The organism is Flavobacterium sp. LPB0248 (assembly GCF_013388355.1).
Classification (GTDB): domain Bacteria; phylum Bacteroidota; class Bacteroidia; order Flavobacteriales; family Flavobacteriaceae; genus Flavobacterium.
This window is the reverse complement of sequence record NZ_CP058246.1, coordinates 117313-142343: the sequence shown is the minus strand read 5'-3', so window position 1 is coordinate 142343 and position 25031 is coordinate 117313. Positions and strand designations below refer to the sequence as shown.

At 39.6% G+C, this 25031-nt stretch carries 22 protein-coding genes and 1 pseudogene; 18 read left to right on the top strand and 5 right to left on the bottom strand.

Going from position 1 to position 25031, the window contains the following annotated elements; translation table 11 throughout:
* Positions 1 to 102 precede the first annotated feature (102 nt).
* The 9 genes from LPB248_RS00520 to LPB248_RS00480 all read left to right on the top strand — a co-directional run bounded on the left by LPB248_RS00520 (position 103) and on the right by LPB248_RS00480 (position 8922).
* The gene (locus LPB248_RS00520; protein ID WP_177209668.1) at positions 103 to 1296 is read left to right on the top strand and encodes an NAD(P)-dependent alcohol dehydrogenase; all 1194 of its coding nucleotides are present in this window, start codon (positions 103 to 105) and stop codon (positions 1294 to 1296) included.
* 11 nt (positions 1297 to 1307) lie between these two features.
* Positions 1308 to 2063, top strand: coding sequence for an SDR family NAD(P)-dependent oxidoreductase (locus LPB248_RS00515; RefSeq protein WP_177209667.1), 756 nt, complete (start codon positions 1308 to 1310; stop codon positions 2061 to 2063).
* A 65-nt stretch (positions 2064 to 2128) separates the two neighbouring features.
* Positions 2129 to 2476, top strand: coding sequence for a cyclophilin-like fold protein (locus LPB248_RS00510; protein WP_177209666.1), 348 nt, complete (start codon positions 2129 to 2131; stop codon positions 2474 to 2476).
* A 92-nt stretch (positions 2477 to 2568) separates the two neighbouring features.
* Positions 2569 to 2985 carry a cupin domain-containing protein gene (locus LPB248_RS00505; protein ID WP_177209665.1) on the top strand — a complete coding sequence of 139 codons (417 nt, stop codon included), beginning with the start codon at positions 2569 to 2571 and terminating at the stop codon, positions 2983 to 2985.
* Between the two features lie 72 nt (positions 2986 to 3057).
* Positions 3058 to 3726 carry a carboxymuconolactone decarboxylase family protein gene (locus tag LPB248_RS00500; protein WP_255462973.1) on the top strand — a complete coding sequence of 223 codons (669 nt, stop codon included), beginning with the start codon at positions 3058 to 3060 and terminating at the stop codon, positions 3724 to 3726.
* 7 nt (positions 3727 to 3733) lie between these two features.
* Positions 3734 to 4150, top strand: coding sequence for a putative quinol monooxygenase (locus LPB248_RS00495; protein WP_177209663.1), 417 nt, complete (start codon positions 3734 to 3736; stop codon positions 4148 to 4150).
* A 1291-nt stretch (positions 4151 to 5441) separates the two neighbouring features.
* On the top strand, positions 5442 to 6896 hold the full coding sequence (locus LPB248_RS00490; protein WP_177209662.1) for a DUF1254 domain-containing protein: 1455 nt from the start codon (positions 5442 to 5444) through the stop codon (positions 6894 to 6896).
* Positions 6897 to 6911: 15 nt separating this feature from the next.
* Entirely contained in the window at positions 6912 to 8402 is a 1491-nt protein-coding gene (locus LPB248_RS00485; protein WP_177209661.1) for a DUF1254 domain-containing protein, read from the top strand.
* Positions 8403 to 8676: 274 nt separating this feature from the next.
* Positions 8677 to 8922, top strand: coding sequence for a hypothetical protein (locus LPB248_RS00480; protein ID WP_177209660.1), 246 nt, complete (start codon positions 8677 to 8679; stop codon positions 8920 to 8922).
* An 865-nt stretch (positions 8923 to 9787) separates the two neighbouring features.
* On the opposite strand, the gene LPB248_RS00475 is transcribed toward LPB248_RS00480, so the two are convergent.
* The 5 genes and pseudogenes from LPB248_RS00475 to LPB248_RS00455 all read right to left on the bottom strand — a co-directional run.
* Positions 9788 to 10189, bottom strand: coding sequence for a hypothetical protein (locus LPB248_RS00475; protein ID WP_177209659.1), 402 nt, complete (start codon positions 10187 to 10189; stop codon positions 9788 to 9790).
* 231 nt (positions 10190 to 10420) lie between these two features.
* Complete coding sequence (locus LPB248_RS00470; protein WP_177209658.1) at positions 10421 to 10783, bottom strand: hypothetical protein; 363 nt, start codon at positions 10781 to 10783, stop codon at positions 10421 to 10423.
* A gap of 85 nt (positions 10784 to 10868) precedes the next feature.
* Complete coding sequence (locus tag LPB248_RS00465) at positions 10869 to 11894, bottom strand: PQQ-binding-like beta-propeller repeat protein (RefSeq protein ID WP_177209657.1); 1026 nt, start codon at positions 11892 to 11894, stop codon at positions 10869 to 10871.
* Positions 11885 to 13123, bottom strand: coding sequence for a hypothetical protein (locus LPB248_RS00460; RefSeq protein WP_177209656.1), 1239 nt, complete (start codon positions 13121 to 13123; stop codon positions 11885 to 11887). Before LPB248_RS00460 ends, LPB248_RS00465 begins: the two co-directional genes overlap by 10 nt.
* A 719-nt stretch (positions 13124 to 13842) precedes the next feature.
* Positions 13843 to 13959 (bottom strand): annotated as a pseudogene (locus LPB248_RS00455) (IS3 family transposase); the annotation flags it as partial.
* Positions 13960 to 14165: 206 nt separating this feature from the next.
* Between LPB248_RS00455 and LPB248_RS00450 the strand changes: the two are divergent.
* The 9 genes from LPB248_RS00450 (at position 14166) to LPB248_RS00410 (ending at position 24897) form a co-directional block, all read left to right on the top strand.
* Positions 14166 to 15059 (top strand): alpha/beta fold hydrolase, encoded by an 894-nt coding sequence (locus LPB248_RS00450; protein WP_177209655.1) that lies wholly within the window; start codon positions 14166 to 14168, stop codon positions 15057 to 15059.
* Positions 15060 to 15570: 511 nt separating this feature from the next.
* Positions 15571 to 16234 (top strand): IS6 family transposase gene (locus LPB248_RS00445; RefSeq protein WP_410504079.1). Its coding sequence is split into 2 segments (ribosomal slippage): positions 15571 to 15722 and positions 15721 to 16234, totalling 666 coding nucleotides; the frame shifts between segments, so codons are not numbered across the junction.
* Between the two features lie 122 nt (positions 16235 to 16356).
* Positions 16357 to 17214 carry a helix-turn-helix transcriptional regulator gene (locus LPB248_RS00440; protein WP_177209654.1) on the top strand — a complete coding sequence of 286 codons (858 nt, stop codon included), beginning with the start codon at positions 16357 to 16359 and terminating at the stop codon, positions 17212 to 17214.
* Positions 17215 to 17280: 66 nt separating this feature from the next.
* The gene (locus LPB248_RS00435) at positions 17281 to 17883 is read left to right on the top strand and encodes a short chain dehydrogenase (protein WP_177209653.1); all 603 of its coding nucleotides are present in this window, start codon (positions 17281 to 17283) and stop codon (positions 17881 to 17883) included.
* Positions 17884 to 19666: 1783 nt separating this feature from the next.
* A complete protein-coding gene (locus LPB248_RS00430) occupies positions 19667 to 21271 on the top strand; it encodes an arylsulfatase (RefSeq protein ID WP_177209652.1) in 1605 nt (534 codons plus the stop codon).
* Between the two features lie 319 nt (positions 21272 to 21590).
* Positions 21591 to 22646, top strand: a complete 1056-nt coding sequence (locus tag LPB248_RS00425; protein WP_177209651.1) for an HAD family hydrolase — start codon at positions 21591 to 21593, stop codon at positions 22644 to 22646.
* Between the two features lie 18 nt (positions 22647 to 22664).
* Positions 22665 to 23519: a hypothetical protein gene (locus LPB248_RS00420; RefSeq protein ID WP_177209650.1), complete on the top strand. Its 855-nt coding sequence runs from the start codon at positions 22665 to 22667 to the stop codon at positions 23517 to 23519.
* Positions 23520 to 23570: 51 nt separating this feature from the next.
* Entirely contained in the window at positions 23571 to 23951 is a 381-nt protein-coding gene (locus tag LPB248_RS00415) for a hypothetical protein (protein ID WP_177209649.1), read from the top strand.
* A 496-nt stretch (positions 23952 to 24447) separates the two neighbouring features.
* Positions 24448 to 24897 carry a response regulator gene (locus LPB248_RS00410; protein ID WP_177209648.1) on the top strand — a complete coding sequence of 150 codons (450 nt, stop codon included), beginning with the start codon at positions 24448 to 24450 and terminating at the stop codon, positions 24895 to 24897.
* Positions 24898 to 25031 lie beyond the last annotated feature (134 nt).

Below are 25031 nucleotides of genomic sequence, written 5' to 3'. Positions count from 1 at the left end.
TATAGTGAACTTTGTAAAAGTTAAATGAACATTGAATCACAGCTGTCTTCTTTAGAAAAAGATAGATATACATAACAGAAATATAAAAAAGTTAAAAGCGATATGGAAAAATCTAGAAGAAAGTTTCTGCAGCAGGCAGCATTGGCCGGAACTGGTTTAGCACTTGCGGATGTTTCAGGTCTGCTTGCCAGCGAAAGCAATAATAAAAATAACGAAATTAAAAATGGTATTATGAATAAATTGATAAAATCAAAAGGCTATGCCGGAACGGATAAAGAATCGCCTCTTAAATATTGGGAGTTCGAACGCAGGGCAATAGGCGATTATGACATTCTTATAGATATCAAATTCTCAGGGATATGCCATTCGGATATCCACACGATAAGAGACCACTGGGGACCGCAGAAATATCCGCAGGTACCGGGTCATGAAATTGCTGGAGTGGTTGCTGCAGTGGGTAATAAAGTAACCAAGTTTAAAGTAGGCGATAAGGCAGGTGTCGGATGTATAGTAAACAGCTGCATGGAGTGTACAAGCTGTAAAAATGGAGAAGAGCATCATTGCGAAACTACTGGCATGGTAGGAACTTACGGCGCGCCGGATACTACATCTCCAAGTGGTATTACACAAGGAGGATATTCAAACAATATTGTGGTTACAGAACATTTTGCTGTAAAGATTCCCCAAAACATAGACCTGCAGTATGCTGCTTCATTGTTGTGCGCTGGTATCACAACGTATTCGCCTATGATGAAAACAGGAATAAAAAAAGGGGATAAAGTCGGTGTTATTGGCATTGGAGGGCTTGGACATCTTGCCGTGAAAATAGCGACTGCAAAAGGTGCTGATGTATATGCTTTTACAACTTCGGCTGATAAGGTAAAAGATATCAAATCATTTGGAGCTAAAGAAGTCATTATTGTAGATGAAAAACAGGAGCAGCTTAAACCGCTTTTCGGAAAATTGGATTACATGATTTCTACTGTGCCTTACGCTTATGAGATGTCAAACTATATTTCGTGCGTCAAACCAAACGGGTTTTTTACTCAGGTAGGTCAGCCTATAAATGGCGAACTTACAATCAATAATTTCAATATGATATTCAACCGTGTTAATTTCAACGGTTCGCTTATTGGAGGCATACCAGAAACTCAGGAAGTAATGGACTATTGTTCGCTTAATAAAATCTATCCGCAGATTGAAATTATCAAGGCAGATGAAATTAATGACGCTTGGGACAAAGTAGTAAATAAAAAAGCACGTTACCGCTATGTAATTGATGCTTCAACTTTTTAAAAAACAGAAAAATGAAAGAAGAATTTAAAGATAAAGTGGCAGTTATCACTGGAGCTTCAATGGGTATGGGACTTGCTGCCGCTAAAGCATTTGCGGAAGCAGGAGCATCTGTAGCTTTGGTAGATATATTAGATGCCAGTGCACAGACGGAAGAATTGAAAGTCGCAGGACATAAAGCTGAAGCATTCGTCTGTGATGTTGCAGACGAAGAACAGGTTAAAAGTACAATTGAAAAAATAGTAAAACAGTTCGGAAGCATTGATTTTGCTTTTAACAACGCAGGTATACAGGCACCGCCTCAAGAACTTGCAGATGTTAGTAATGAAATATACGACCGGACACTGAATGTAAATCTAAAAGGAGTGTGGAACTTTATGAAGTACGAATTACAGCAAATGCGCAAGCAGGGAAGCGGAGCTATTGTAAACAATTCTTCATTAGGAGGATTAGTCGGGGTTCCAGGACGTGCAGCTTATCACGCCTCTAAACATGGTATTTTAGGGATGACAAAAAGTGCCGCTTTAGAGTACGCACCTCAGAATATCAGAATTAATGCAGTTTGTCCAGGAATTATCATTACGCCAATGGTAGAGGATATGCTGGTTAATCAATCAGATGAAATGGAAATATTAATACAGCAGCTTCCTATAAAACGCCTAGGTAGGGCCGAGGAAATTGCCGATGTAGTGCTTTGGCTTTGTAGCAGTAAATCTACCTATGTAATCGGACAGGCTATTTCTGTTGATGGAGGTTATACAGTACAGTAATTTGAAACTATTGATTATTCATTTTATTGGATGTCAAATATTTAGTAAATTTAATCAATTAAGTAATGAATTTAAGAATACAGGTAGGAGATAAATTAGCGAAAGCAGTTTTGTATAATAATCCTACGAGTCAGGACTTTGCTGCTTTATTGCCTATAACATTGACTTTGAGAGATTATAATAGTACAGAAAAAGTAAGTGATTTAAGTAAAAGACTTACAACTCAGAGCGCGCCAAACGGCTATTCCGCATCTGTTGGGGATCTTACTTACTATGCGCCTTGGGGTAACCTTGCGTTGTTTTATAAAGATTTCACCTATGCAACTGGTTTGGTTTCTTTAGGTAAGATAACAAACGGCATGGAAGCTTTTAATACGAAAGAAGCTGTAATAGTAAAAGTAGAATTGGAATAGAATCAATTATGAAAAAAACAATTTTAGCATGCCTGATTATAAACGGAGCTTTACTATAATCGGGATGCAGCATTAATAAAAATAAAAAAGAGATGACAGAGCACAACAACAACAACAATTCGATTTTTCCAAAAGGAGATAAATTATCAAATGACTGGTTTACAGGAAATGCTTTCCTAACGCCATTATTGGCAAAAGATAAAAACAACGAGTTTGCAATGGGAAGCGTAACATTTGAGAAAGGAGCAAGAACCAACTGGCACACGCATCCGAAAGGACAGGTCTTAATTGTGACAGAAGGAGAAGGTTTTTATCAGGAGAAAGGAAAACCAGCGAGAATTATTAAAAAAGGAGATGTAGTAAACATTCCAGAAAATGTAGAACACTGGCATGGTGCATCGGCAAAAAGCAAAATGGTTCATATAGCCATTACAAATTATTTGGGCGACACCAATGTAGTCTGGCTTGAAGCAGTTTCGGAAGAGGATTATAAAAATGTAAATAAATAACGGTAAATCATGACAAACAAAAGAAAATTTCTGCTGATACTATTTTTTGTTTTCATGTTAATTGCAAATACAATGAGCGCACAAAATTCTATAAATAAATCTTTAAATACTCAGGAACAAAGTATCGTAACAATTTCTGCACTGACAGCAGTTGGCGATATTACGCCTTTAAAAGTTGAATTAAACAACGGACTTGACTCTGGCCTTACTATAAATGAAATCAAAGAGATATTGGTTCAGCTTTATGCATACTGTGGTTTTCCGAGAAGCTTAAACGGGATTAATGCTTTTATGGCTGCTTTAGAAGAAAGAAAAACAAAAGGGATTCAGGATAAAGAAGGTAAAGAAGTTTCTAAAATTGATAATACATTAGACAAATATCAATCTGGAAAACAAAATCTACAGCATCTTACAGGAATTGAAGAGAAGGAATTGAAAGGCGCAAATGCATTCGCACCAGTAATTGATACTTTTTTAAAGGAACACTTGTTCGCCGATATCTTTAATCGCGATGTACTGACTTTTGAGAAGAGAGAATTGATAACTATAGCAGCCTTAGCTTCAATGTCAGGCGTAGCTCCTCAATTGCAGGCTCATATCGGGATGGGTATGAACACTGGAATTACTGAAACGCAATTATTGCAAGCTTTCGATTTAATCGAAAAACATATTGGAAAACAGCAGGCCGATACGGCTAGGGAAGTTTTGGCGAAAGTGATAGCGGCAAAACAAAACAAATAATTAGCTTATGAAAAAGTCATTTATAACTCCATCTGGATTATTTCTCTTTGCATTTTTTTCATTGTTAAACAGCAATATCGTTTCTGCACAAAAAAAAGATCAAATGGTTCGCATGTCTGAAATTGAAATAGTACCAGAATATCTGGAACAGTATAAAACAATCCTCAAAGAAGAATCTGAAGCATCTGTTCGATTAGAGCCTGGAGTAATTGCAATTTTCCCGATGTTTCAAAAGGAAAACCCAAATCAGCTAAGAATTTTAGAAGTTTATGCTGATAAAGAATCGTATCAATCACATTTGAAAACCCCACATTTTCTGGTTTACAAAACTTCTACACTTAAAATGGTTAAGTCATTAAAACTTGTAGATATGGATGCCTTAGATGTTGAGACAATGCCAGAAATGTTTAAAAAATATAATTAAGAGAGAAAGGATTTTATTTATTTTCTCGGTTTCCAGATGCTTAGCCTTATGATTTGGTCAACAATTCATTTTGAAAAAATCAGAACAGCAAATTTTAGGCTGTAAAACTTGATTAAGCGTTATTGTAGAGATGCTGCAAAATCGCTAAAAACTACAAAAAAAGCTATCTTTAGGATAGCTTTTTTTTTTTTTGAATATTTAATTTACTCTAGACATATTCCTTATGATCTTGTGATCAAATTAAAATAGTAAATTAAGATTAATGTAAAATAATTATATTTAGTATCAAAAAATTACGATAAACCAAAAGAGAAAAAAATCCTATATCCTTAACGGGATTTCGAACCATCGTTCAGCTTCGATTAATTCCCTGATAACGCCACTTTAAGACTGTTTGTTCAAACAGACTAAGAATTTCTTGTGAAAAAATCGAACCACAAATATTAGGCTGCGAAGGCTTTAAAAATCTATATGTTTGTATATAAAAAAAGAGACAACTATTTGCTAGTTGTCTCCTTAAGTGACGGGGAAAGGACAAATTACAACATCATTTTTGGATGATTTGAAGCAATTGGCTTACTACATGTAGTGTCTGTCTTTCATTGGCTTTGTAAATTTGGTTTAGATGTCCTGTTGGGGATTGATGTGAAAAATATAAAAACTCCATTGCTTCATGTCAGTAAACTAACATACAATTCTACAAATATTATGGGGGGGTGAAAAGATTGTTATACTTAAGGCAGAGTTGTCTTTCTTTGGCTCTGTGAATTACTTGATTGTTGTTCGATCGTAGTTAAAAATTGATTTATTTCTTTAAACTCTCAACTAAAAAAATGCAGCAAATTAATTTTGAATATTTTATCTTAAATCTAGAAAACTTTCTCGAGTTTTCCCGAAAAAATAAATGGCATTTTAGAGGTAAAGTCAACCGGAGTTCCTCGTTCAATTTCAATACCATCAAAAGATGAGAAAACTACAGGACTAATAAACCTTTTTTTTGTCCCAGAAGAACGCCAAATTTGAAGTTTGTATTTAAATTTTGTTCGATTTAGTATTACAAATAAAAAAATAAAGTAAAAATAAAAGTTGTAAGATTTTTAATTACTTTTATGTAATTATTTGATGTTTAATACTATAGGTTGTGTGCTCAAAGAGTTCATATAGTTAAGTATTTTAATTGTTGTATACTGGACTTTTTTTAAATGGCACTATATTATTTAAAGACCATTCTTTCTTATGACAGTTGAATATCTATAGAGAAAGATTTATAATTGCTAAAAACCTAAATATTATGAAAAAAGGTCTCTTTGTTTTTTCATTCATGCTGCTATTGGCGGCATGCAACCAAACGCCAGGAACATATTCCGGTGAGAAAGCCGATATTGAGGGTGCTGTTTCGGCAGAATTCAAACCTGCTAACATCAAGGAACAGATTGTTTACCAGCGCGCAATTGAAGCTTTAGTATGGGGGATACCTGCCGTTAATTATGACCTTATGCTTCAGGCAATGCTGGGCAGCACCAAAGGGAAACAAAATGAGATCATATTTTGGTCAAAACCCGTAGACTGGCATAATCAGACACTAACGCCAAATCCCGACGCGATTTACTTTATGTTTTTTTTCAACACAAAGGATGCAGGGCCAATAGTTATAGATGTTCCTGCGGCAGCAAATGGCTCCTTTGCCGCCAATATTGACAATATCTGGCAGATGCCCCTTGAAGATGCAGGACCTTACGGAGCCGATAAAGGCGCAGGCGGCAAATATCTGATACTGCCGCCTGGCTATAAGGAAAATATTCCTAAGGGATACATTGTGCTGAAAGCCGATACCTATGAGGGTTATGGATTATTTCGCTCCAACCTGCCCAGCCACAGTGATGCCGATATAGTGAATGCCGTCAATTACGGCAAACAGCTAAAGCTATATCCGCTTGCCAAAGCCAATAATCCCGACGAAACAAAATATACAGACGTGAAGGATGTACTTTACAATTCCGTCATACCCTATGACAGCCGGTTTTTTATTTCCCTTGACCGAATTGTGCAAAGCCAGCCTATGCTGGTGCGCGACAAGGCGATGATTGATAAACTAAAAAGCATAGGCATTGAAAAGGGGAAGCCCTATAACCCTGATGCACGAACCATCGAGATTCTGAATGCGGCGGCAAAAGGTGCGCATGACTATTTGGAAGCAATGCTTGAAAAGGGGTTTCCGCCGATAAATCCTGATGCAAAATGGGCTGTTCCCGCAATGCCGGAACTCGTTAAGGCGGGATCTTCGGGATATGCGGAATCTGATATTTATCCCATAGATGCCCGTGCATTAACCTATTCAATCGGTTATGTAGGCATAAAACGTCTGGGTACAGCGCAAATATATCTTATTGCAGGAAAAGACAAGGAAGGCCTAGCGCTTGATGGCGATAAAACCTATATGCTCCACGTGCCTGCAAATGTGCCCACCAAGCAATACTGGTCGGCAACAGTCTACGACCGGACAACACATTGCCTTATCAAAAATCTGCAGCGTGCAAGCAGAGCATCAAACGCAGCGGAGATCCAAAAGAACACAGATGGCTCGGTTGATATTTACTTTGGCCCAAAATCCCCTGCAGGCAAGGAATCAAATTGGATTCCAACGGACCCTAAAGGAAAATTTGAAGTATTATTCAGGATTTATGGCCCGGAAAAGCCCTTTTTTGACAGGGTATGGAAACTTGGAGATATAGAAGAGGTTAAATAATCAATTGCTAAACTTATGGAAAAGAAACTCATCTGCGTGATTTTAATTATCGCATTAACGGCATGCAACCAAAAGAAAAATGTGGATGCGGAAGCATCCAATTCTAAGGGAATCGACAGCCTAATTCCAGCCAAGGGAGCAGCTCAGCTGCCAATGGGGCCCGACACCAATGTAAAAATTACTCAAGAGTATGCCGCTTTGGCGGCTAAAGAGGCCTATTTTTGGGCATGGCCGCTGGTAAACATGTACAACCGCCGAATGGCTTTCAAGGATGTAAAGGAGCTGGCCCTGTCCGGGCCCTTACTTATGGCTCCGCTGAATCAGTTTACCATGCTTACCGATTATGTGATACCGACAGAACGTGCCATAGCCTGCCCGAACCAGGATGTGGTTTATGGTATTGGATGCCTTGCTTTGGACCAATCGCCGGTTGTGGTTCAAGTGCCTGATTTTGGCAAACGTTTTTGGGTCTACCAGATAGTTGATCTGCGCACCGAAAGTTTCGCAAAATTGGGAAAGATGTACGACAATAAGCCGGGATTTTATTTATTGGCCGGACCGGACTGGAAAGGCGAGGTGCCTAAGGGAATAATAAAAGTTTTCCGCTCGTCAACCAATACTGGACTGGTGGGCCCCCGTGTTTTTCTGGATGACACAAAAGAAGACCGGAAAGCAATTCAGGAGGTGCTCAAATCAGTGGTTATGTATCCCTTGTCTGATTATGACGGGAAAATGAAAACCATCGATTGGGCCAATATCAAAAAACTTCCCGGAGGCGAAGCAGGAAAAGAAGAAGCGGTATGGGTGAACCCCCAGACATTCTTTGACGAGCTGCCTCTTGTGCTGGCAGATGCAAAGCCATTGCCAGGCGAGGAGGCGAAATACAAGCAGATACTCGCTGTAGTGGAAGCCGCCAGGAAAGACCCAAAACTGAAACAGGCGATGATCGATGCAGCCGTTGAGACAGAGCGTCAGGTAATAAAACCTTTAATGGAATTCCGCAACTGGGGGATCCAATTGCCTTTTCACTGGTCGGGGGTAACCAATGGAGCGTCGTGGGGCACGGATTATTTTACGCGCACTGCGGTAGCCAAATCCAATATCCTGGTCAATGCCCCAAATGAAACACGCTACTTTTATCAGGATCTGGATTCAGAAGGAGGCCGATTGAACAGCTCGAACAAATATAAAATTACTTTTGCCAAAGGACAGCTGCCTCCTGTTAATGGATTTTGGTCACTTACATTATATAACGAGCATCACTTTTTTGAAATCAACAAGCTCAACAGATATTCATTGGGCACAAAGAACAAGACAATGGCATACAATTCGGACGGTTCGCTCACGATTTATATCCAGTCAGCGCCAACTGAGGCAAAAAGGCAGAACAACTGGCTTCCTGCAGTGGAAAAGGGGGATTTTTCGCTTTATCTTCGCACTTACTGGCCAAAGCAGGAAGTAGTAAATGGAAAATGGACTCCCCCGGCAGTAATAAAAGTTGAATGATGCTTTGAGATTGTAGCTTTAAAAGCAGTTTGGGTTTGATATTATATTTATGACTTAAACTTGCGCTGGCTCTTTTTTCTACGTTTTTGTTTTAAGAACAGCGTACGCCAGCTATTGGCCGCAAATTTAAAACAGATGAAAAATCTGCTGTATGGGTCTTGCAAGGTTTTTACTTTTCGTACTCCCATTTTTTTGACGCATCAGCAGATCTGCGTACAATCAAAATTACTAAATTTGAATAGAATATGACATAAAAACCAACAGATCTTTCACAATGGAAAAAGCTATACAACTACAGGTGAGAAAAGATTTGGATGCCCGCCAGCAGCATACGATCCTAAAGCTCAAAGGAAGCCTGATTTCAAAAGGATATACCGAGATCATCCATATCCTGGACCAGGACGAGGATTTTCATATCAATACCTTTGAAACGGCCACCGAAAAACGCAATGAAGTCCAGCAGTATATTGCGGCTTTCATAGATCAGGAAAACCTGGTGGATACCATCAGCATCAAATAATAATGGCATCTGGACAATACGGAGCCCGCCGGCAGTCAGGCCGGCGGGCTTTTTGCTTTTATCAAAGATCCTGCGTTTTTTTGGGCTGCTGTAATTAATTTTTTAGCCGGATAAAACATTAGTAGGTTCCAGTTATTATATGTTTTAGGGAGCTCTTCCCGCTATGCGTTCCACTCAAGCGTTAGCGAACTGGCGAAGCAATCTTCTGCACCGAAACCCAGCGCAGAAGGATTTCCGCTTCTATATCGGCTAGGTTTGCCAGGTTTGTCATTGGGGAATTTAAGGCAGCTATTTGGAATAAAAGTTATGGGAGATGGTTGAGGCAATGAGTAAATTATTTACTGTACTCGAGCAGCAGCTATATTTGAAAAAATGAGAGTGGGAAACACAAATAATGAGGAATTATCAAACAGTTTTAGAATGAGATTTCATTTTATGAAATTATGTAATGTCTGTCTTCCATTGGCTTTGAAATTTGGTTTAGATGTCCCGTCGGGGATTCATAGGAAAATCTATTTGATTTCTAAATTGATTAAATGAATATTAGTATTTTTATTATTTCGCATCAGATATATTGTTTGCTCATTTGTGTAGGTGAAATAAAAGTTTAATTTTACTTTTTAAACTATACGCCTTTTCCTGCTTGTCATCTAAAAAATAATCCTTCCTATATTATTTAGACAAACGCGATTAAAGAATGCATTTTAAATGCTTATTTTTTATTTGCAAAACTCAAAATTTCATGTATCAATTTGTTGCTAATGCCAGCATCTGCATTTTATGCTGAAATAGGGCGCTATCCCAGTAAATCCATATTCGATATCCTGCTATATTCTTATCGTCTCAAGACTGATGCGGATAAAATTCAGCGTTTATATACTGAAATGGATCCTTGCGGCACATTATGCCTTAGTGTGAGATTTTTGGAAGTGATATTTTCAATGACGTAGACAGAGCCTTCAAAGCTGATAAGATCATGCTCCAGGCTGTCATTTGCGCCAATGCCTTTTTCCATTGCATATCTGCCGCTTCTGATCTCAAAGCCATTTTTATAGGTTATGATTAAGCCGTCCTGGGTAAATTCAATTTTTTTTCTGAATCCCATAGAATGGGGGGTTGATGTATAATTATGATCTTTGATGCTTATGGATTTCTCCCATGTCCAGATGCCGAAAATTTCATTGCAGGATGGATTTTTTAAACTGGAATAGGAAGAAAGAATGGAACAGGCAATTAGGGCTGGGAACAGTGCGATAATTTTTTTCATTTATGGTAAGGGGCAGTTTCAATATTTTTTTGGGTGGCAGTTTTGCTGTAAAGCAATGGCGGTTTTATTAGAGCTCAAGCGGAAAAAAAAGGCCCTGTTTCTAAGAAATGCCGAAAAGGCTCACAGCCAATGCTTCGTGCATGTATAAAAAATGCTATCTTATGGTTTTATCAGAAGGGAGGCATTTTGATGATGCCGAAATAATTTTCTCCATTTCTGCTGCAGCTGATTTCAGCGGACTTTTTCATATTCAAATGTCCCCAGACCATCAGAAGTTTCGATCCGCCTTTCTGAATCAAACAGGGCGATTGAATAGACTGTGGTGAAAACCCCGGAAACGATAATAAGCTTATCGTTATTTCGGGATATTTCCCATCTGCCTTTATATTTTTTATCTCCGACAATGAACTGGAAGAGGCCGTTCTCTTTAAAGACCTGGAAAACCTGGTTTGTTTTGTAGTAATCGTGTATGTCTTTCTGTCTTCCCCTTTCCGTCCATTTTATCAGTATCCATTTTCCGATAAGCTCTGATGAAGTCTGGGAGCACATTTTAAATCCCGCAAGACAGAATAGAAGTATTGCTGTTTTTTTCATGATAATTGAATAGGGGCCGCACCATAGTGCGTGCTGGAGACCAATATGCAATATGGTGCGGCTTTGCCGATATTTTTTAGCGCGATCAATTCTGCTCGGCAATTGCAGATTTATGCAGCCTAATGATTCTGATTTGTTTATTGGCATTATCCGACAGAAAGATCAGATCATTCAGCTGTGCTGTGCCGGAAATGGCTCCAAATGCATTTTTGCCCAGTATATCGGATACGCTTAAAGCCGCTTTATAGTTTTTTCTGATAAAATCTTCTTTTGGATACAGTTTTAGATAGGAAGCGCTTCCGGCATTCTCTGCAGCCACAGCCCAGTCGGTGCTGAAGCTCACTGCAGCGGGCTTCGCATCTAAAAACTGAGTTTTTTCAGGCTCGATCGGCGCATCCAGCGATTTTGCCGCATTTGCTCTGATGCCCGTTATATTGTAATACAGATAGCTTTTTGCATCTCTTCCCGCCACCACAAGATATCCGCCGTATACATCCATTGAGTATGTTTCCGTATAGCCGTTTAAGGTGTTTAATTTTGCAATGGGCTTGAGATTCCATCCGCTTGTTTCTGTGATCTGGGAAGCGTCAAATACTTTTATGGATTTTTCTTTCTCTTTTACGAATACCAGTCCGTCTTTAACTGTAACGCCGAATACATGCACAAAGGTTTCCCACCAGTTGCCGTTTCCGACCGTGCTGATTCCTGCATTTGTGGCTTGGTCAAATACGAATAATCTGGAGTCTGTGCTTCCCACATAGATGCGGCCGTTATCCGCACAGACAGAGGTCAGGTTTGTTAAAGGAATTGCATTTGCCCCTTTTACAAATTCTTTGATGGTTTTTATATGATTAAATGTCAGAGCATCAAAAATTTCAAGTGCATTGCCATTGGCTGCATATAGTTTTCCGTTTGAAACGGCAATTCCTTTTGGGTCAAATGCTTCGGTGCTGCCGGGAATATTTTCTGCTGTGAGCACTGCTTCATCTGAGGGATAATAGTAGGTGTAGCCTTTAGGTTCGGCATCGTCTTTGCTGCAGCCTGCAAGCAGGCAGAGCGCAAGGATTAGGGGCAAGATAGATTTCATATTTGTGGCAGATTTTAGTTCCATTTTCCTTCGCCTTTATATTTGATTAGAAATGGATTTTTTGGGTCAATTTTAAAAACAGGCTTTTTGTAGGGCTCGCGCAGGTATGCTGTTTTGGTCCAGGTCTGAAGAACCTCTGGATCTGTAAAAGGAAGATCATTAAGATAAATTAAATACTTGTAAAAATGGGTCATCATTTCCTGCTGGCCGCCGCCTTCGCCGCTGTTGGCCAGATTGCTGCTGTGGCTGTAGCCGCTGTGATGGGAGTATTCGTGCGACCAGACAGACATTTCCCCTCTCCAGTGGCCCGATACATAGCCCGATTCCCATTGTGAAGCAAGAGGACCGCCTCCCTTGGCAGAACCGCCGCCTACCATGGCCATATTCAGAGTCCTGCTGTCTATGTAGGTATTATAGGCCTGTTCGATCTGAATTTTGGTCAGATAGTCGTAAACTCCGCCTGCATCATCGGCATTTCCGTGCCAGTTTAAAGCACCGTTTACATCTGTTCCGGCTGCCGCTGCCTGCTCTTTTTTATATCGGTCAAAATTAATGAAGGTGTCATAATACATCGGATGGCTCAGCGCATACGAGAAGTTGATGATCATTGCTATAGCCTCTTTGGCCAAGACAGGATTCATCGGCAGGTATTTATTAGGGTCATCAGAAGGATTATTAAGGTGGTACTGGTCGCTGAACTGGACCAGCCGATTCGATTTTATTTTTTTGAATTTGGCAAACAGAGGGTCGCTGGATTCGACTGAAAATTCTATGGTTCCCGATGAGAATCCGTCAATTTTATCGATGGTCACCGTTTTGCCGTTCTCTAAGGCGTAATCGCGCTTTGCGGCTACTAGGGGAATCTGGTGGAAAGAACGGTGGAAGGCAGGGACATTTGTGAATTCATACATTAAAAAGCGCTTATCATAATTGGCCAGTTTTGCATAAATTTTTACGTCTTTAAGCCCAACAGGGGAATAGAGGGAAATCTGTACGGAATCCCTCCCTTTCTGGATAATCTGCATCGGCTGGTTTACCCTAAACCAGCGGTCTTTGTTGTCGTACATTTTTGAAGGGCTTTCGCTGTCTTCAAACATTGCCATCGGGCGATTTCCTTTCGGAAGATCAGAGGCGTCGATAGCGGGCAGATAGTCGGCTTTATAACTGTCGTTATTATCATCACAGCTAGACAGAGTGACAAAGCTGGAAGCAAGAAAAGCTATAAAAAGCCATTTTTTAGTTTTTAGAATCATGTAGGTAAGGTTTAAAAATTATTTGGGGCAAAAACTTTAATTCGAAAAATTAATACTGTTTTTTTAATGGCGCAGTTTAGGTTATGCTAAAAACAGATCAATTAACTCTTTTCTTATATATGTCTCTTTAAGGGTCAAATCATTTATGCAATCTATTAGAGATGCAAAAGTAAAACCAGCCGCTGTCAGGGACTTTTAAATCTGGTTAAAAATGTTTCAATTTTGTCCAATTTCAGCTTTTAGGAAATGTTTCTAAAATGATTTTAGCCTATAAGCCCGCAGCCATGTTTTGGTGCAGTATAATGCGCGGCTCCAAGGCAATAGCATTTGCGGGCGCAAAAAGCGCTTATTTTTGGAACGGCCGAATTGCTATCTGGGATTTTATATTAATGATTTTTAGGAGCTCTTCCCGCTATGCGTTTCAATCTTTTGTACCGAACCCCGGCGCAAAAGGATTTACACTGCTATCGGGGCTAAAAAGTTAAAAAGACAATTCTTAATTGTAAAATCGGCTCAGTTGTTATTTGGCATTAAAAACAAATTGAAACAATTTAGGGTGCTGCAGAACCAGTTTCTGTTCTATTTTTTGGTGTTCGAATCCTGTTAAGCTATCAAACTATAAACTTTAAATTTATTTTATCTATCGTACGAATAAATATTTAAGTTAACTTATTTAATGTTGTTTGACTAAAGCTAAAAATTGATTTATTGCTTTCAACAATCTCTTGTTTCAATTGATTAATGGAAGTGCATTTCTTAAGATAAAACAACTCTGATTTTAATATTCCAAAGAAGTTTTCAATTATCACATTGTCAAGACAATTGCCTTTTTCGCTAAATCTGAACTTTGGCGCTTTGGCTGAAGTGTCATTCATTTCGGCAAGCCCTGGACCGTAGGGTGTAAGACATCTGCAGCGAAATCAAAATTTCTGTAAGCGGATAGAGTAAGATTCAAAGAAAAAAAAGCGTAGATTTGTTTTTAAAGACATATTCACAAGCGGATAAATCTGTCCGCTACTATAATACCCTAAACCAAACAGCCATGAAAAAAACAATCTTCACCTTGTTGCTGGCGTGTATCTTTGCATCACTCCATGCGCAAAAAACGTACTTCATTACCTCCTCAGACAAAGTACAGCTTTCCGTCAGTGAATATGGCCAAGGAAAGCCAGTGGTATTACTCGCTGGCGGACCGGGAATGACAGCCGCTTACTTGGAGCCGATATGGAAAACAGTAATTGGCTATCGCTTCGTTGTCCCTGACCAGCGGACAACAGGCAAATCATTATTGGTCAAATTTGACGCCACCACTCTTTCGGTTGATAAATATGTAGAAGACGTTGAAGTTCTGCGGACTCGCCTGAAACTTCCAAAAATTACAATTGTAGGGCATTCGTGGGGCGGTATGCTAGCGATAGCATACGCGGCAAAATATCCTGATAAAGTAGAAAAACTGGTTTTGCTAAACTCTGGCGGCGTTACAGCAAACTTCTTTACATACTTCAGTGATAATATTATGATGAGGCTTCATGAAATAGATTTTGAAGAATCCAAAAAAGCAGATAGCACGGGACTGAACCAAATTTTAACAATTTGGCCAGGGTATTTTTTTAGTCGTGAACGGGCATTGGCAACAAAAAGTGATCTATCAGCCAGCAGCATTGGACAAAAGTATACCGAAGTATCAGCAGCGGTTTCAAAAGATTATGCAATAACAAGCAAAGCAAGGGCTACGTCATTAAAAAAATACACTGCCCCAGTCACTATCATACAGGGCCGACAAGACCCGGTAGGCGAATCAACAGCATTTGAAACAAAAGAACTGCTCCCTCAGACAAAAATTCATTTTATTGAAAAGTGCGGGCACTTTCCCTGGCTTGAGAAAACACCTGCAGTTAATAATTTCTTTACTCTGCTAAAAGACGAGTTGGAATAAGAATTCAAATGCTGCAGGACATTTGCGTCTGACCTCCTATGAGCGGCGGATTTCGATTTGTTGCGCGACACGAACGTGTAAGGCGGCAAAGATCTGTAAATTTAAAACCGTCGCACGAAATGCCCTGCGCACAGCAAGGGTTTTGCGTCAGGCGGGCTGACGTGCAAGCCTCAACTGATTTACAGTCAGCGTGTCTAGTATTGAAAATAAAAGAAAATGGTGCCAATTGTCTTCAATTGGCGCCATCTGGCTTTGTGAGAGGGACAGGATAAATTTACATCACTTATGGATGATTTCAAGAAATCGGCTTACCGCATGTACGGGCTGTCTTCCATTGGCTTTGCAGATTTGGTTTGAGATGTCCTGCTGGAGATTGGCGTAAAAATTGTAAAAGCTGAAATAGTTTATGGCCCTAGGCTAATGCACAATTCTGCAAATATTATAGAGGATTTGAAAGGCTCTGCCGCATCTGAGAATAACTTTTATCTTTGGAATTTAATCCAGTCTAAAAATGAATACGAAAGGTCATTGCTATCCGAGGTCTATTATATTGCAGGCAGTATATTTTAAGCTTAGGTTTGCATTAAGTTATCGGGATGTTAAAGAGATCATGAAAATGCGGGGAGTTCATGTTGATCATGCTGCCATTCAGCGCTGGGTATAAGTTTTCCCCGTTAATGGAGATGCAAATGAAGAAACCTAAGGTGCAAGTTAGTGGTAGATGGAGAATGGACCAGACTTATATTAAGATTAAAGGGCAATGGTGTTATTTATATAGGGCAGTTGATAGGTCTGGCAATACAGTTGATTTCTTATTAACTAAAAGAAGGCAGAGGATGAGTGCCCAGTCATTTGTAATTAAAGCAATAAGTAATAATTGCCGGCCAAGAGTAATAAGCATTGATAAAAGCGGTTCTAATACTGCAGCGGTCAAAGTCTATAACAAACGTTCTTTCTCGAAGATTAAAATCCGACAGTGCAGATATCTCAACAATATTGTCGGACAGGACCATCGTTTCATCAAGCGGCGCATACAAAGGGGATTAGGTTTTAAAAATTTTGAATCGGCCAGACGAACGTTAAGCGGAATTGAAGTTGTGCATATGCTTAGAAAGAATCAGATGATTAGACCAGAGATATCTATGTTTAAATCATTCTGGAAATTGGCAAGCTAATTTTTAAATTGCTTAAATTTTTATATTATATTCTGACAGATGCGACAGAACCTTAATTTTGGATTGCGCGCATTAAAAATATATGCGTACTTTTCTCTGAAATTCGTAAATATACTATTGAGATGATTTACCATTTCCCGCCTCTTAAAGCTGATCCGGACGACAGCTCATTTCTTGCCATTGAAAATGCCATTTTTGCAAAGTTTAAAAAAGAAAACAGAACTGTTTTAAAGGATGTTTTTTTGACAGAAAATGTCTTGGTATTTGTTTTGAAAGGATTCAAACGCCTCCATATAGAGAATCAGACAGTTGAAGTGACGCCGCAGGACATTATTTTTCTTAAAAAAGGCATATATGCGATGGCAGAATATTTTGAGCAAGGGGAGCAGTTTGAGGCAGTGCTGCTGTTTCTGGATTCAAAACTGCTTCAGGAAGTGATTGCGGAATATCGGATAAAAAAATCCGGCAGGCACTCTACAGTCCCTTTTCTGAAAATTCCCTCCAATCCCGCCATAGAGGCCTTTAAAGCCCAGCTGACACTTTATTTTACGCAGAAAATGCTCTGGGATAGGGAAATCTTGCTGCTTAAGCAGCAAGAAATTTTGCTGTATATACTTAAAACTGTTCCGCGCTCCCAGACTATCCCATTTTGGGATTCGCTAATATCCACTTCGTCGGAAGGCCTTGTGTATATTATGGATAAATATGCGCTTGAGAACCTATCTCTGAAAGACTATGCGAATCTCACCAACAGAAGCCTATCATCATTTAAAAGGGATTTTGCTTTGATTTACCGGACATCACCTAAGAAGTGGATTAATCAGAAAAGACTCGAATATTCCTGCCTGCTTCTGAAAAATTCAGAGCAAAGGATTGCAGATATTGCAGAGAAATGCGGTTTTGAGAGCCTCTCTTACTATACCCAGCTCTTTAAAAGGACATTTGGCAGAACACCGACAGAATTTAGAGCTGAAATCTAAAAAAAATGGACTTTTTCTGTTTACGGCCAGACTGTCATATCATATAGCTTTGCTAAAAAAAAAGTTATGAGAATTTTAATTGTTGGAGGTTCGGGAACCATAGGCCGAAAAGTGGCTGAGGCGTTGAAAAACAGGCATGAAGTTATTATCGCAGGGCGCAGCAGCGGTGATGTTCTTGTGGATATGGCAGATGAGGTTTCCATCCGCAGAATGTTTGAAGAGGTTCAGGAAATTGATGCATGCATATGCACTGCAGGAACAGGTTTTTACGGAGACTTTTATTCGATGACCCAAAATGATCTAATGGCAGGAATACAGGGAAAAATGCTTGGGCAGATGAATATCGTTCTGATAGGAAAAGAGTATATGAGAAAGGGAGGATCCTTTACCCTCACCTCGGGTATCGCGGCTGAGCATCCAGCCAAAAACGGAACGGCGGTGGCCGTTATCAACGGTGCGGTAAACAGTTTCGTGCTCGGATCATCACAGGAGCTGAAAAATGGCATTAGGATAAATGCAGTGAGCCCAGGTCTTGTGGAAGACAGTTTTGAAAGATATGGGGCCTTATTTCCGGGCTATAACCTTGCTCCAATGAAAAAAGTTGTAAATGCCTACATACTGAGCACTGAAGGAGCAGTTAACGGAAAAATTTTAAAAGTATATTCCTGAGGATCATAAAGCTTGAGGTTTTTATAAAAGAAATGCATCTTTTAAAAAGCAGATATGATAGGCAATGCATTGAAGCCGGTTCATAAGAATCGGCTTTTCTTCTGGCGGCTGCAAGGGTGCGTCATAATGCAGGTAGAGTATATATGGCCTGATTCAAAACTTGAATAGGCCCAAACAGTTTATGCATTTTCGGAATTTTAATATATGCTTCTGTTCCCATTAGAGCGGCATTTATAAAAATAGTCTTTTTATCGGCCTTTAGCAATGGATAATTAGGCTAGGAAAAAAAAGTTTATGCGGGCTCTTGGGGGCGGAAGCGCGCAAAACTAAAAACAGGCTGTGTCCATCAGTTTAGGTCAAATGTTTTGGATGCAGATTTGGGGCCGCTCCTTCAAGTGTCGGCTTTTTTGATCTGTGGGCCGCTGAAAGCAGCGCATTGAAAAATAAAGCAGACTAATTGCAAGGCCTGTTTTTCTATTGTGGCAGCTTCTGCCAAAGGCTGGTTTTATTCTCAGAGAATATTGCTGGACACGACAGCATTCTTGGCCGGTTTCTGAATGCAGAGATTCTCCTCAAACATGCTCCTTATCGTTTCTATCTTATTTAGCGCTTTTGCCAAATCTGTCTTAACGATAGGTTTGATAAGATAATCTATAGCATTGTTGTAAAACTCAGTGATATTGACCACTGTTTTCCAATTAAGTATAAGAAAAAGTAAATTTTACCTAAAAATAGTTAGTTAGTTAGTTAGTTAGTTAGTTAGTTAGTTAGTTAGTTAGTTAGTTAGTTAGTTAGTTAGTTAGTTAGTTAGTTAGTTAGTTAGTTAGTTAGTTAGTTAGTTAGTTAGTTAGTTAGTTTTTCTGATTTGGCTTAATTGTTTTTCAGATTTGTTTGTTTGATTTTGGCCGCTGAAAGGGAGTTGGTTTGGAACGGCTTGTAACTTTAATAATTAGGGGTATTATCTTGAGACGGGAATTTTGAAAGTCTTTCTAAGCTTTCGTCGAGAGTCTTATTAGCTTCTGGCCGTAGGTTCGAAAGAGAGAGCAAGATTCTAACATTACGGCTGAAGTCCTGTCTATGCTAGGTTTTATCTATATCTTTACGCTCTGTGCACTCGATTCTGCACCAAATTCATTTTTTGATATTTCAATATTAAATCATTCACAAAAAAATAAATGCTAACGAATTGACAGCTAGTAGCATTATTCTTTTTTTTGTATTGCTAATATAATAAAAACACTGAGTATTTCCGATTAAGAAACTAAAGCATTGGTATTTAGCCGCAAAAAAGATATCAACTCCAAGTTTAAACCTGCATCAGTTTTGTATTTGTGAATATTTAGAAATTTGTATGCGTTTGATTTTGCCAGCAAAGTTAAACGCGTAGGGCTGCCGCATTTATGTAGTTGGATATGCCTTCACATTTTTCGACACCAATATCATCGATTCCACCTTTTGCCTGTGGTACTGGACAAGGTATGTTGAAATAGGAACATGATATCATATGGGCCGATTTAATAAACCGCATAAATGGCTAATCTCTCATAGTCTGTAAGTTCAAATCTGATTTTGAGGAAATAAGTTCGTTGCACTTTCTATTTTTTTGTTGCAAATTATAAAATGAAACCTTTTTACCGTTATTCTGTGTGTGGTCTTTCCTTAAATTTATAATTCCTTGCAAATGAGCGGATGCTTAAGCACAAAAAAAATCTTTAATCATTTTTTAATCAGCTCTTCCATGACATAACAAATTAATCTCTTGTATAATTATAAATCTCTTATTATGAAAAAAAGAAGACATCTATTATCAATATTGGCGCTCTCGTTATTTACGTGCGTTGCTATTGATGCCCAGACGAAAAAAAGCCCGAACATTATTATTCTGCTGTCAGATGATACGGGATGGGGTGATTTAGGCCCTTATGGTGGAGGGGAAGCCAGAGGCGCAGCCACTCCTAATATCGACCGCATGGCAAACGAAGGAATGCAGTTCTGGTCCTTTTACGGCCAGCCAAGCTGCACACCGGGGAGAGCTGCCCTGATAACCGGAAGAATTCCCAACCGCAGCGGTATGACAACAGTTGCTTTTCCAGGAGATGGAGGGGGGCTTCCAAAAGCCGAATGGACTTTGGCGTCTTTATTGAAACGCAAAAATTACAGTACTTTTTTCGCTGGGAAATGGCATCTTGGCGAGGAAGACTATTCTATGCCCATTGCGCAGGGTTTTGATGTGATGAAAAATGTAACATTATATCACTTGAATGCCTACACCTATACGGATCCGGATTGGAACGCGGACATGCCGGATGATATCAGAGCAACGTGGGTTAAAGGGACTAAAGGCGCACTCGAAGGAGAGGCAGGCAAACCTTATAGAGAAGTAAGAAAAATCGACGGAAAAGTGATTCCGTTTTTAGATCAGTATACGGAAGAGGAATCCATTAAATGGCTGAAAGAGAATGCTAAAAAGGACAAGCCTTTTTTTATGGAAATTTCTTTTGCCAAAAACCACCAGCCTAACCTGCCTCATCCAGATTATGTGGGGAAATCTGCAGGAAAAAATAAATATGCCGACTGTATTGTCGAACTGGATTCAAGAATAGGCCGCATTATGGACGAGGTGCGCAATCTTGGAATTGCTGAAAACACTTTGGTTATCTACACAGTGGATAACGGCACTTGGCAGGATGTATACCCTGATTGCGGCTATACGCCTTTCAGAGGAACTAAAGGGACAGACCGTGAAGGGGGAAGCCGTATTCCGACCTTGGCTTGGTGGCCAGGGAAAATCAAGGCAAACAGTAAGAACAGTGACATTTTAGGAACACTTGATTTTATGGCAACATTTGCGGCTTTATCAGGACAGGACCTGCCGACTGTAGACAGGGAAGGAAAACCGACTATTTTTGACAGCTATGATATGACGCCGGTTTTATTTGGCACAGGCAAATCAAAAAGAAATATGTGGCTTTATTTTACGGAAGACGAATTGGCTCCGGGAGCAATCCGAATTGGTAAATTCAAGGCGGTATTTAATCTGCGTGGTGATGATGGCGCCCATACGGGAGGTCTGGCAGTAGATGCCAATTTAGGGTGGAAAGGGCCAGCAAGTTATGTGGCTACCGTACCGCAGATATTTGATTTATGGGCAGATCCCCAAGAACGCTATGATTTGTTTATGAACAACTTTACCGAGAAGACATGGTTTTTGCCAACTGTTCAAAACATTCTTGCGGATTTTGTCAAAACGTATGAAAAATATCCGCCAAGTCCATTGCAGAGCCAAATGTATCCTGGACCAATAACAATCAATGATTATATAATGATGAAAAATGTTCAGGAAAAACTTAAAGCCACAACTACTGCAAAAAGAAGCGGAGGCGGGTGATAAAATATCGGCTGAAGATTGAAAAGCTATTATTTGGCTGCCATGAAATATGTGATTTGTTTTAAGAAAGGGCCGGCTATGCTTGCATATAAGCAGCTGGCTCTTTTTCTAATGCCGTTCCTCAAAGGTTTCTTAGCATGCAGAAGCATATGAAGCAAGCGAGAATGTTTGAGGTTTGAAAATGGCAGGGAAGAGCAAAAAAAGCCTCTCAAATCGTTATGTAGTGCCTTAACTTTAGCTTTAATAAAGAAGGGAATGAAAGATTTCAAATTTTTATTAAGGTCATATTTTGACCACCAGCAAAATTAAATCAGATAAGATGAAAAAAGTAAATAATACAGCAGGCCTTAAATTATTCCTTTCCGTTGTTTTGCTGATCGCTGCAGCAGGATGCAAAAGAGAAGGGATTAAAGAAGACAGTACCGCCAAGGAAAAAGCTCCGACAGCCGTCTCAAGCGGTGATCATCTGCCATCATGGAACGATACAAAAGTAAAACAGGACATCATTGCCTATGTAAAAGATGTAACCAATACAGAAAGCCCTAATTTTATACCTGTAAAGGACCGCATCGCAACTTTTGACAATGACGGTACTTTATGGGCTGAACAGCCTTTTTATTTCCAGCTTTTCTTCGTCTTGGATCAGGTCAAAGCCTTAGCTCCCAAACATCCGGAATGGAAGAGCAAGCAGCCTTTTAAAGCAGTGCTGGAAAATAATATGGGGGAACTGATGAAGCAGGGCAAAGCAGGATTGATGCAGATAGTGGCCGTCAGCCATGCGGGAATGTCTACCGATGAATTCGAGGCTAGCGTAGGCAAATGGATCAGCACGGCGAAGCATCCGACAAAGAAAAAACTTTACAGAGAACTCATTTACCAGCCTATGCTTGAATTGGTCAAATATCTGCAGGATAACCAGTTCAAAGTATTTATTGTTTCAGGAGGCGGTATTGATTTCATGCGCGCATGGGCTGATGACGTCTACGGAATCCCAAAAGACCAGATTGTGGGCAGCACACTCCAGGCGAAATATGACTACAACAATGGCAAACCGGTGATAACAAAACTGCCTGCCCTGGATTTTAATGATGACAAAGAGGGAAAACCAGTTGCAATAGAAAAGTATATTGGAAAAAAACCGGTTTTCGCGGCAGGAAATTCAGACGGCGACCTTCAGATGCTGCAGTGGGCGGCTTCCAATAAATACAAGAATTTTGAACTGTATGTCCACCACACAGATTCTATCCGCGAATGGGCATATGACAGAAAATCTCCAGTGGGGACACTCAATAAAGGGCTTGACGAGGGAAAGGCTAAAAATTGGGCTTTTGCGGACATAAAAAAGGATTGGAAAGTGATTTTTCCGAGCAATTAACTAATTAAAATGCGAGCTATGAAATTAAAAATATTTAACCGGGAAGCAAAAGGCGCCAGAGATTATGCTGCGTCATTAATGATGCTCTTCGCGGGGTGCATTGCTGGGGCTGCTCAGGAAACCGAAGAAAACAAGGAACCGCAGAGCGGTGCCACTTCGGTAAAACTATCGCAGGAAGTGATGAATCCCACCACTTTAGCCTGGCAGCTGCAATTGGAAGAATATGCAATATTTAAGACTGAGGGACAGGATGGATTCGCACAAAATTTTCGTTTTAGGGGGATCATTCCTTTGAAAGAAGGATTTTTAATTAAAGTGCCGCAGCTGATAAGGGTCATTACTTTTTTAAATACGGCGCCAGACGGCAAAACCGGATTGGGCGATCTGACTTTGAACCAGTTTTTTCTCCTCACCAAGAAAGACTGGGGGGAGTTTGGTGCGGGATGGAATATTCAGATCCCTACAAGAACCGACGACCAGCTAGGTTCTCCCCAGTGGAGTATCGGTCCGGCTTTCACAGTTACTTTCACAGATCTTGGAAAATGGCAGATGTACTGGATATGGGAAAATTTTTTCTCCATATCTGGAAATGACAAGTATGGTTCTTCCGCTTATGCCGTCTTGCAGCCAAATGTCTTCTATACATGGGCAAATGGGGTTTATGCTGGGATTGAACCCGAATGGCAGATCGACTATAAGACGGGAAAAGTGGCTATACCGATGGATTTCAGGGTTGGATATATATGGTCGGGCAAATTAAAGTATAATGCTTATATCGAACCTGAAGTTATGGCTTATAGATCCGACGGCTATCCGAGAAATTCTTCAAATTTTGGAGTTAGATTAGGATTTAGATGGTATCTGCCAATGTAAAATCTGTCTAACTGGCGGTATTAGATTGAAATAATTTAAAAAAATAAGCATATGGGGAGTATGTTTCGCAAACTAACAAAGGTAGAAAAAGAAGAATGCTTGGTAAGAATAGAATTTTACACGAATTCCAAAAAGCTTTTTTTGAATAAAGATTTGTGTCTGGCCCAGCTGTCGGAAGAAACAGGAATTACCGGGCATAAAATTTCTTATCTGATTAATTCCGAGTTTGGGGTAAATTTTAATGATTATGTAAATTTAAAAAGAATTCAATACTTGCTGGAAAATATAAATGACCCTATATTAAAGAATCTATCTATTGAAAAAATGTCGCTTATTTGTGGATTTGGCTGCCGGGCAAGCTGTTTTAGGGCATTGCGCAAACATAAGGGCAAATCTTTAAAACATTTTATAATAGGCTCGCACCTTTCATAATATTTCTTTAGTTGAGTTGGATCAGAGATAAATCAATTTTAAAGGCTTGGCAGAGCGGCAATAAATCTGGCTGCGAGTCAGTTAATTTGCAACTGTTTCATGGAAAGGGTTCTAATTTTATTTAATGCAGTATTACAAGTTTTTGTGTAATCTAGCAATCATCTTTTTATTTTTAGTATTATTATGGCTAGATGGCATATCGTTGATCAAGCAGTAAGTTTATTTAAATGGATAAAGTATAAAAAAAAAATAGTTAGTTTTCTTTTAGATTTTCAGGCTGGCGCTGAAGAATGTCTGGATTTTTCCAAACGGGCATTTTGGGCCACAAGAATGATCTTTTTTTAAAGCTTTTTCTTTCAAAGAAAAAAAAGAATTATCTTTACTGTCACCACCAAAAAAAGTGTAATTCTATTTTCAATTTTAAGACCTAAGTTTTTTTTGCTAACCGTTGCGGTTTTCGGAGCTATTTCATGGCCGCACTATAAATTTAAAAGCTATGTCACAAAAGCGAAATCGGGAGAAAATTATCTATCTGGCAGAAGATGATGAAGATGACAGGCTGCTTTTTTTTGACGCTGTGCAGAATTTAGAGCTGCCGGCAGCTGTCAAGGCCGCCTGCGACGGGCAGGAACTGCTCAATATGCTCGACAAGACTGCAGAGCGCCTGCCCGACATGATTTTTCTGGATATCAATATGCCTATCAAAAACGGCTTTGACTGCCTTGAGAAAATCAGAAGTAGGGAAGGTGCTTTGAAGGAAGTAAGGATCATTATGCTCTCCACCAGCAAAAGCCCCGATAATATCGAGCTCTGCTATAAGCTTGGCGCTGATTTCTATGCTGTAAAACCAAGCAGCTTTCAGGGGCTCAAGGACCTGCTCCAAAAAGTATTTGAAATGGAATGGGGCAGTTTTCAAAAAAGCAGCAGCAAATTTCTGCTTGCCTAGACAGAAATCTTATCGCAATTGTCGGAACGTCAAGACTAATGGTTCGGAAAATCCGTAGTGTTTTAAAGTTAGTGATATGGAAATTTAGATTGCTAGGATCTTGGAATAGAATAATTATCGGCAAACAATAATTT

Excerpts from the sequence above, each read along its gene's own strand:
- LPB248_RS00520 (WP_177209668.1), top strand. The coding sequence starts at position 103 with ATGGAAAAATCTAGAAGAAAGTTTCTGCAGCAGGCAGCATTGGCCGGA.
- LPB248_RS00515 (WP_177209667.1), top strand. The coding sequence starts at position 1,308 with ATGAAAGAAGAATTTAAAGATAAAGTGGCAGTTATCACTGGAGCTTCA.
- LPB248_RS00510 (WP_177209666.1), top strand. The coding sequence starts at position 2,129 with ATGAATTTAAGAATACAGGTAGGAGATAAATTAGCGAAAGCAGTTTTG.
- LPB248_RS00505 (WP_177209665.1), top strand. The coding sequence starts at position 2,569 with ATGACAGAGCACAACAACAACAACAATTCGATTTTTCCAAAAGGAGAT.
- LPB248_RS00500 (WP_255462973.1), top strand. The coding sequence starts at position 3,058 with ATGAGCGCACAAAATTCTATAAATAAATCTTTAAATACTCAGGAACAA.
- LPB248_RS00495 (WP_177209663.1), top strand. The coding sequence starts at position 3,734 with ATGAAAAAGTCATTTATAACTCCATCTGGATTATTTCTCTTTGCATTT.
- LPB248_RS00490 (WP_177209662.1), top strand. The coding sequence starts at position 5,442 with ATGAAAAAAGGTCTCTTTGTTTTTTCATTCATGCTGCTATTGGCGGCA.
- LPB248_RS00485 (WP_177209661.1), top strand. The coding sequence starts at position 6,912 with ATGGAAAAGAAACTCATCTGCGTGATTTTAATTATCGCATTAACGGCA.
- LPB248_RS00480 (WP_177209660.1), top strand. The coding sequence starts at position 8,677 with ATGGAAAAAGCTATACAACTACAGGTGAGAAAAGATTTGGATGCCCGC.
- LPB248_RS00475 (WP_177209659.1), bottom strand. The coding sequence starts at position 10,189 with ATGAAAAAAATTATCGCACTGTTCCCAGCCCTAATTGCCTGTTCCATT.
- LPB248_RS00470 (WP_177209658.1), bottom strand. The coding sequence starts at position 10,783 with ATGAAAAAAACAGCAATACTTCTATTCTGTCTTGCGGGATTTAAAATG.
- LPB248_RS00465 (WP_177209657.1), bottom strand. The coding sequence starts at position 11,894 with ATGGAACTAAAATCTGCCACAAATATGAAATCTATCTTGCCCCTAATC.
- LPB248_RS00460 (WP_177209656.1), bottom strand. The coding sequence starts at position 13,123 with ATGATTCTAAAAACTAAAAAATGGCTTTTTATAGCTTTTCTTGCTTCC.
- LPB248_RS00450 (WP_177209655.1), top strand. The coding sequence starts at position 14,166 with ATGAAAAAAACAATCTTCACCTTGTTGCTGGCGTGTATCTTTGCATCA.
- LPB248_RS00440 (WP_177209654.1), top strand. The coding sequence starts at position 16,357 with ATGATTTACCATTTCCCGCCTCTTAAAGCTGATCCGGACGACAGCTCA.
- LPB248_RS00435 (WP_177209653.1), top strand. The coding sequence starts at position 17,281 with ATGAGAATTTTAATTGTTGGAGGTTCGGGAACCATAGGCCGAAAAGTG.
- LPB248_RS00430 (WP_177209652.1), top strand. The coding sequence starts at position 19,667 with ATGAAAAAAAGAAGACATCTATTATCAATATTGGCGCTCTCGTTATTT.
- LPB248_RS00425 (WP_177209651.1), top strand. The coding sequence starts at position 21,591 with ATGAAAAAAGTAAATAATACAGCAGGCCTTAAATTATTCCTTTCCGTT.
- LPB248_RS00420 (WP_177209650.1), top strand. The coding sequence starts at position 22,665 with ATGAAATTAAAAATATTTAACCGGGAAGCAAAAGGCGCCAGAGATTAT.
- LPB248_RS00415 (WP_177209649.1), top strand. The coding sequence starts at position 23,571 with ATGGGGAGTATGTTTCGCAAACTAACAAAGGTAGAAAAAGAAGAATGC.
- LPB248_RS00410 (WP_177209648.1), top strand. The coding sequence starts at position 24,448 with ATGTCACAAAAGCGAAATCGGGAGAAAATTATCTATCTGGCAGAAGAT.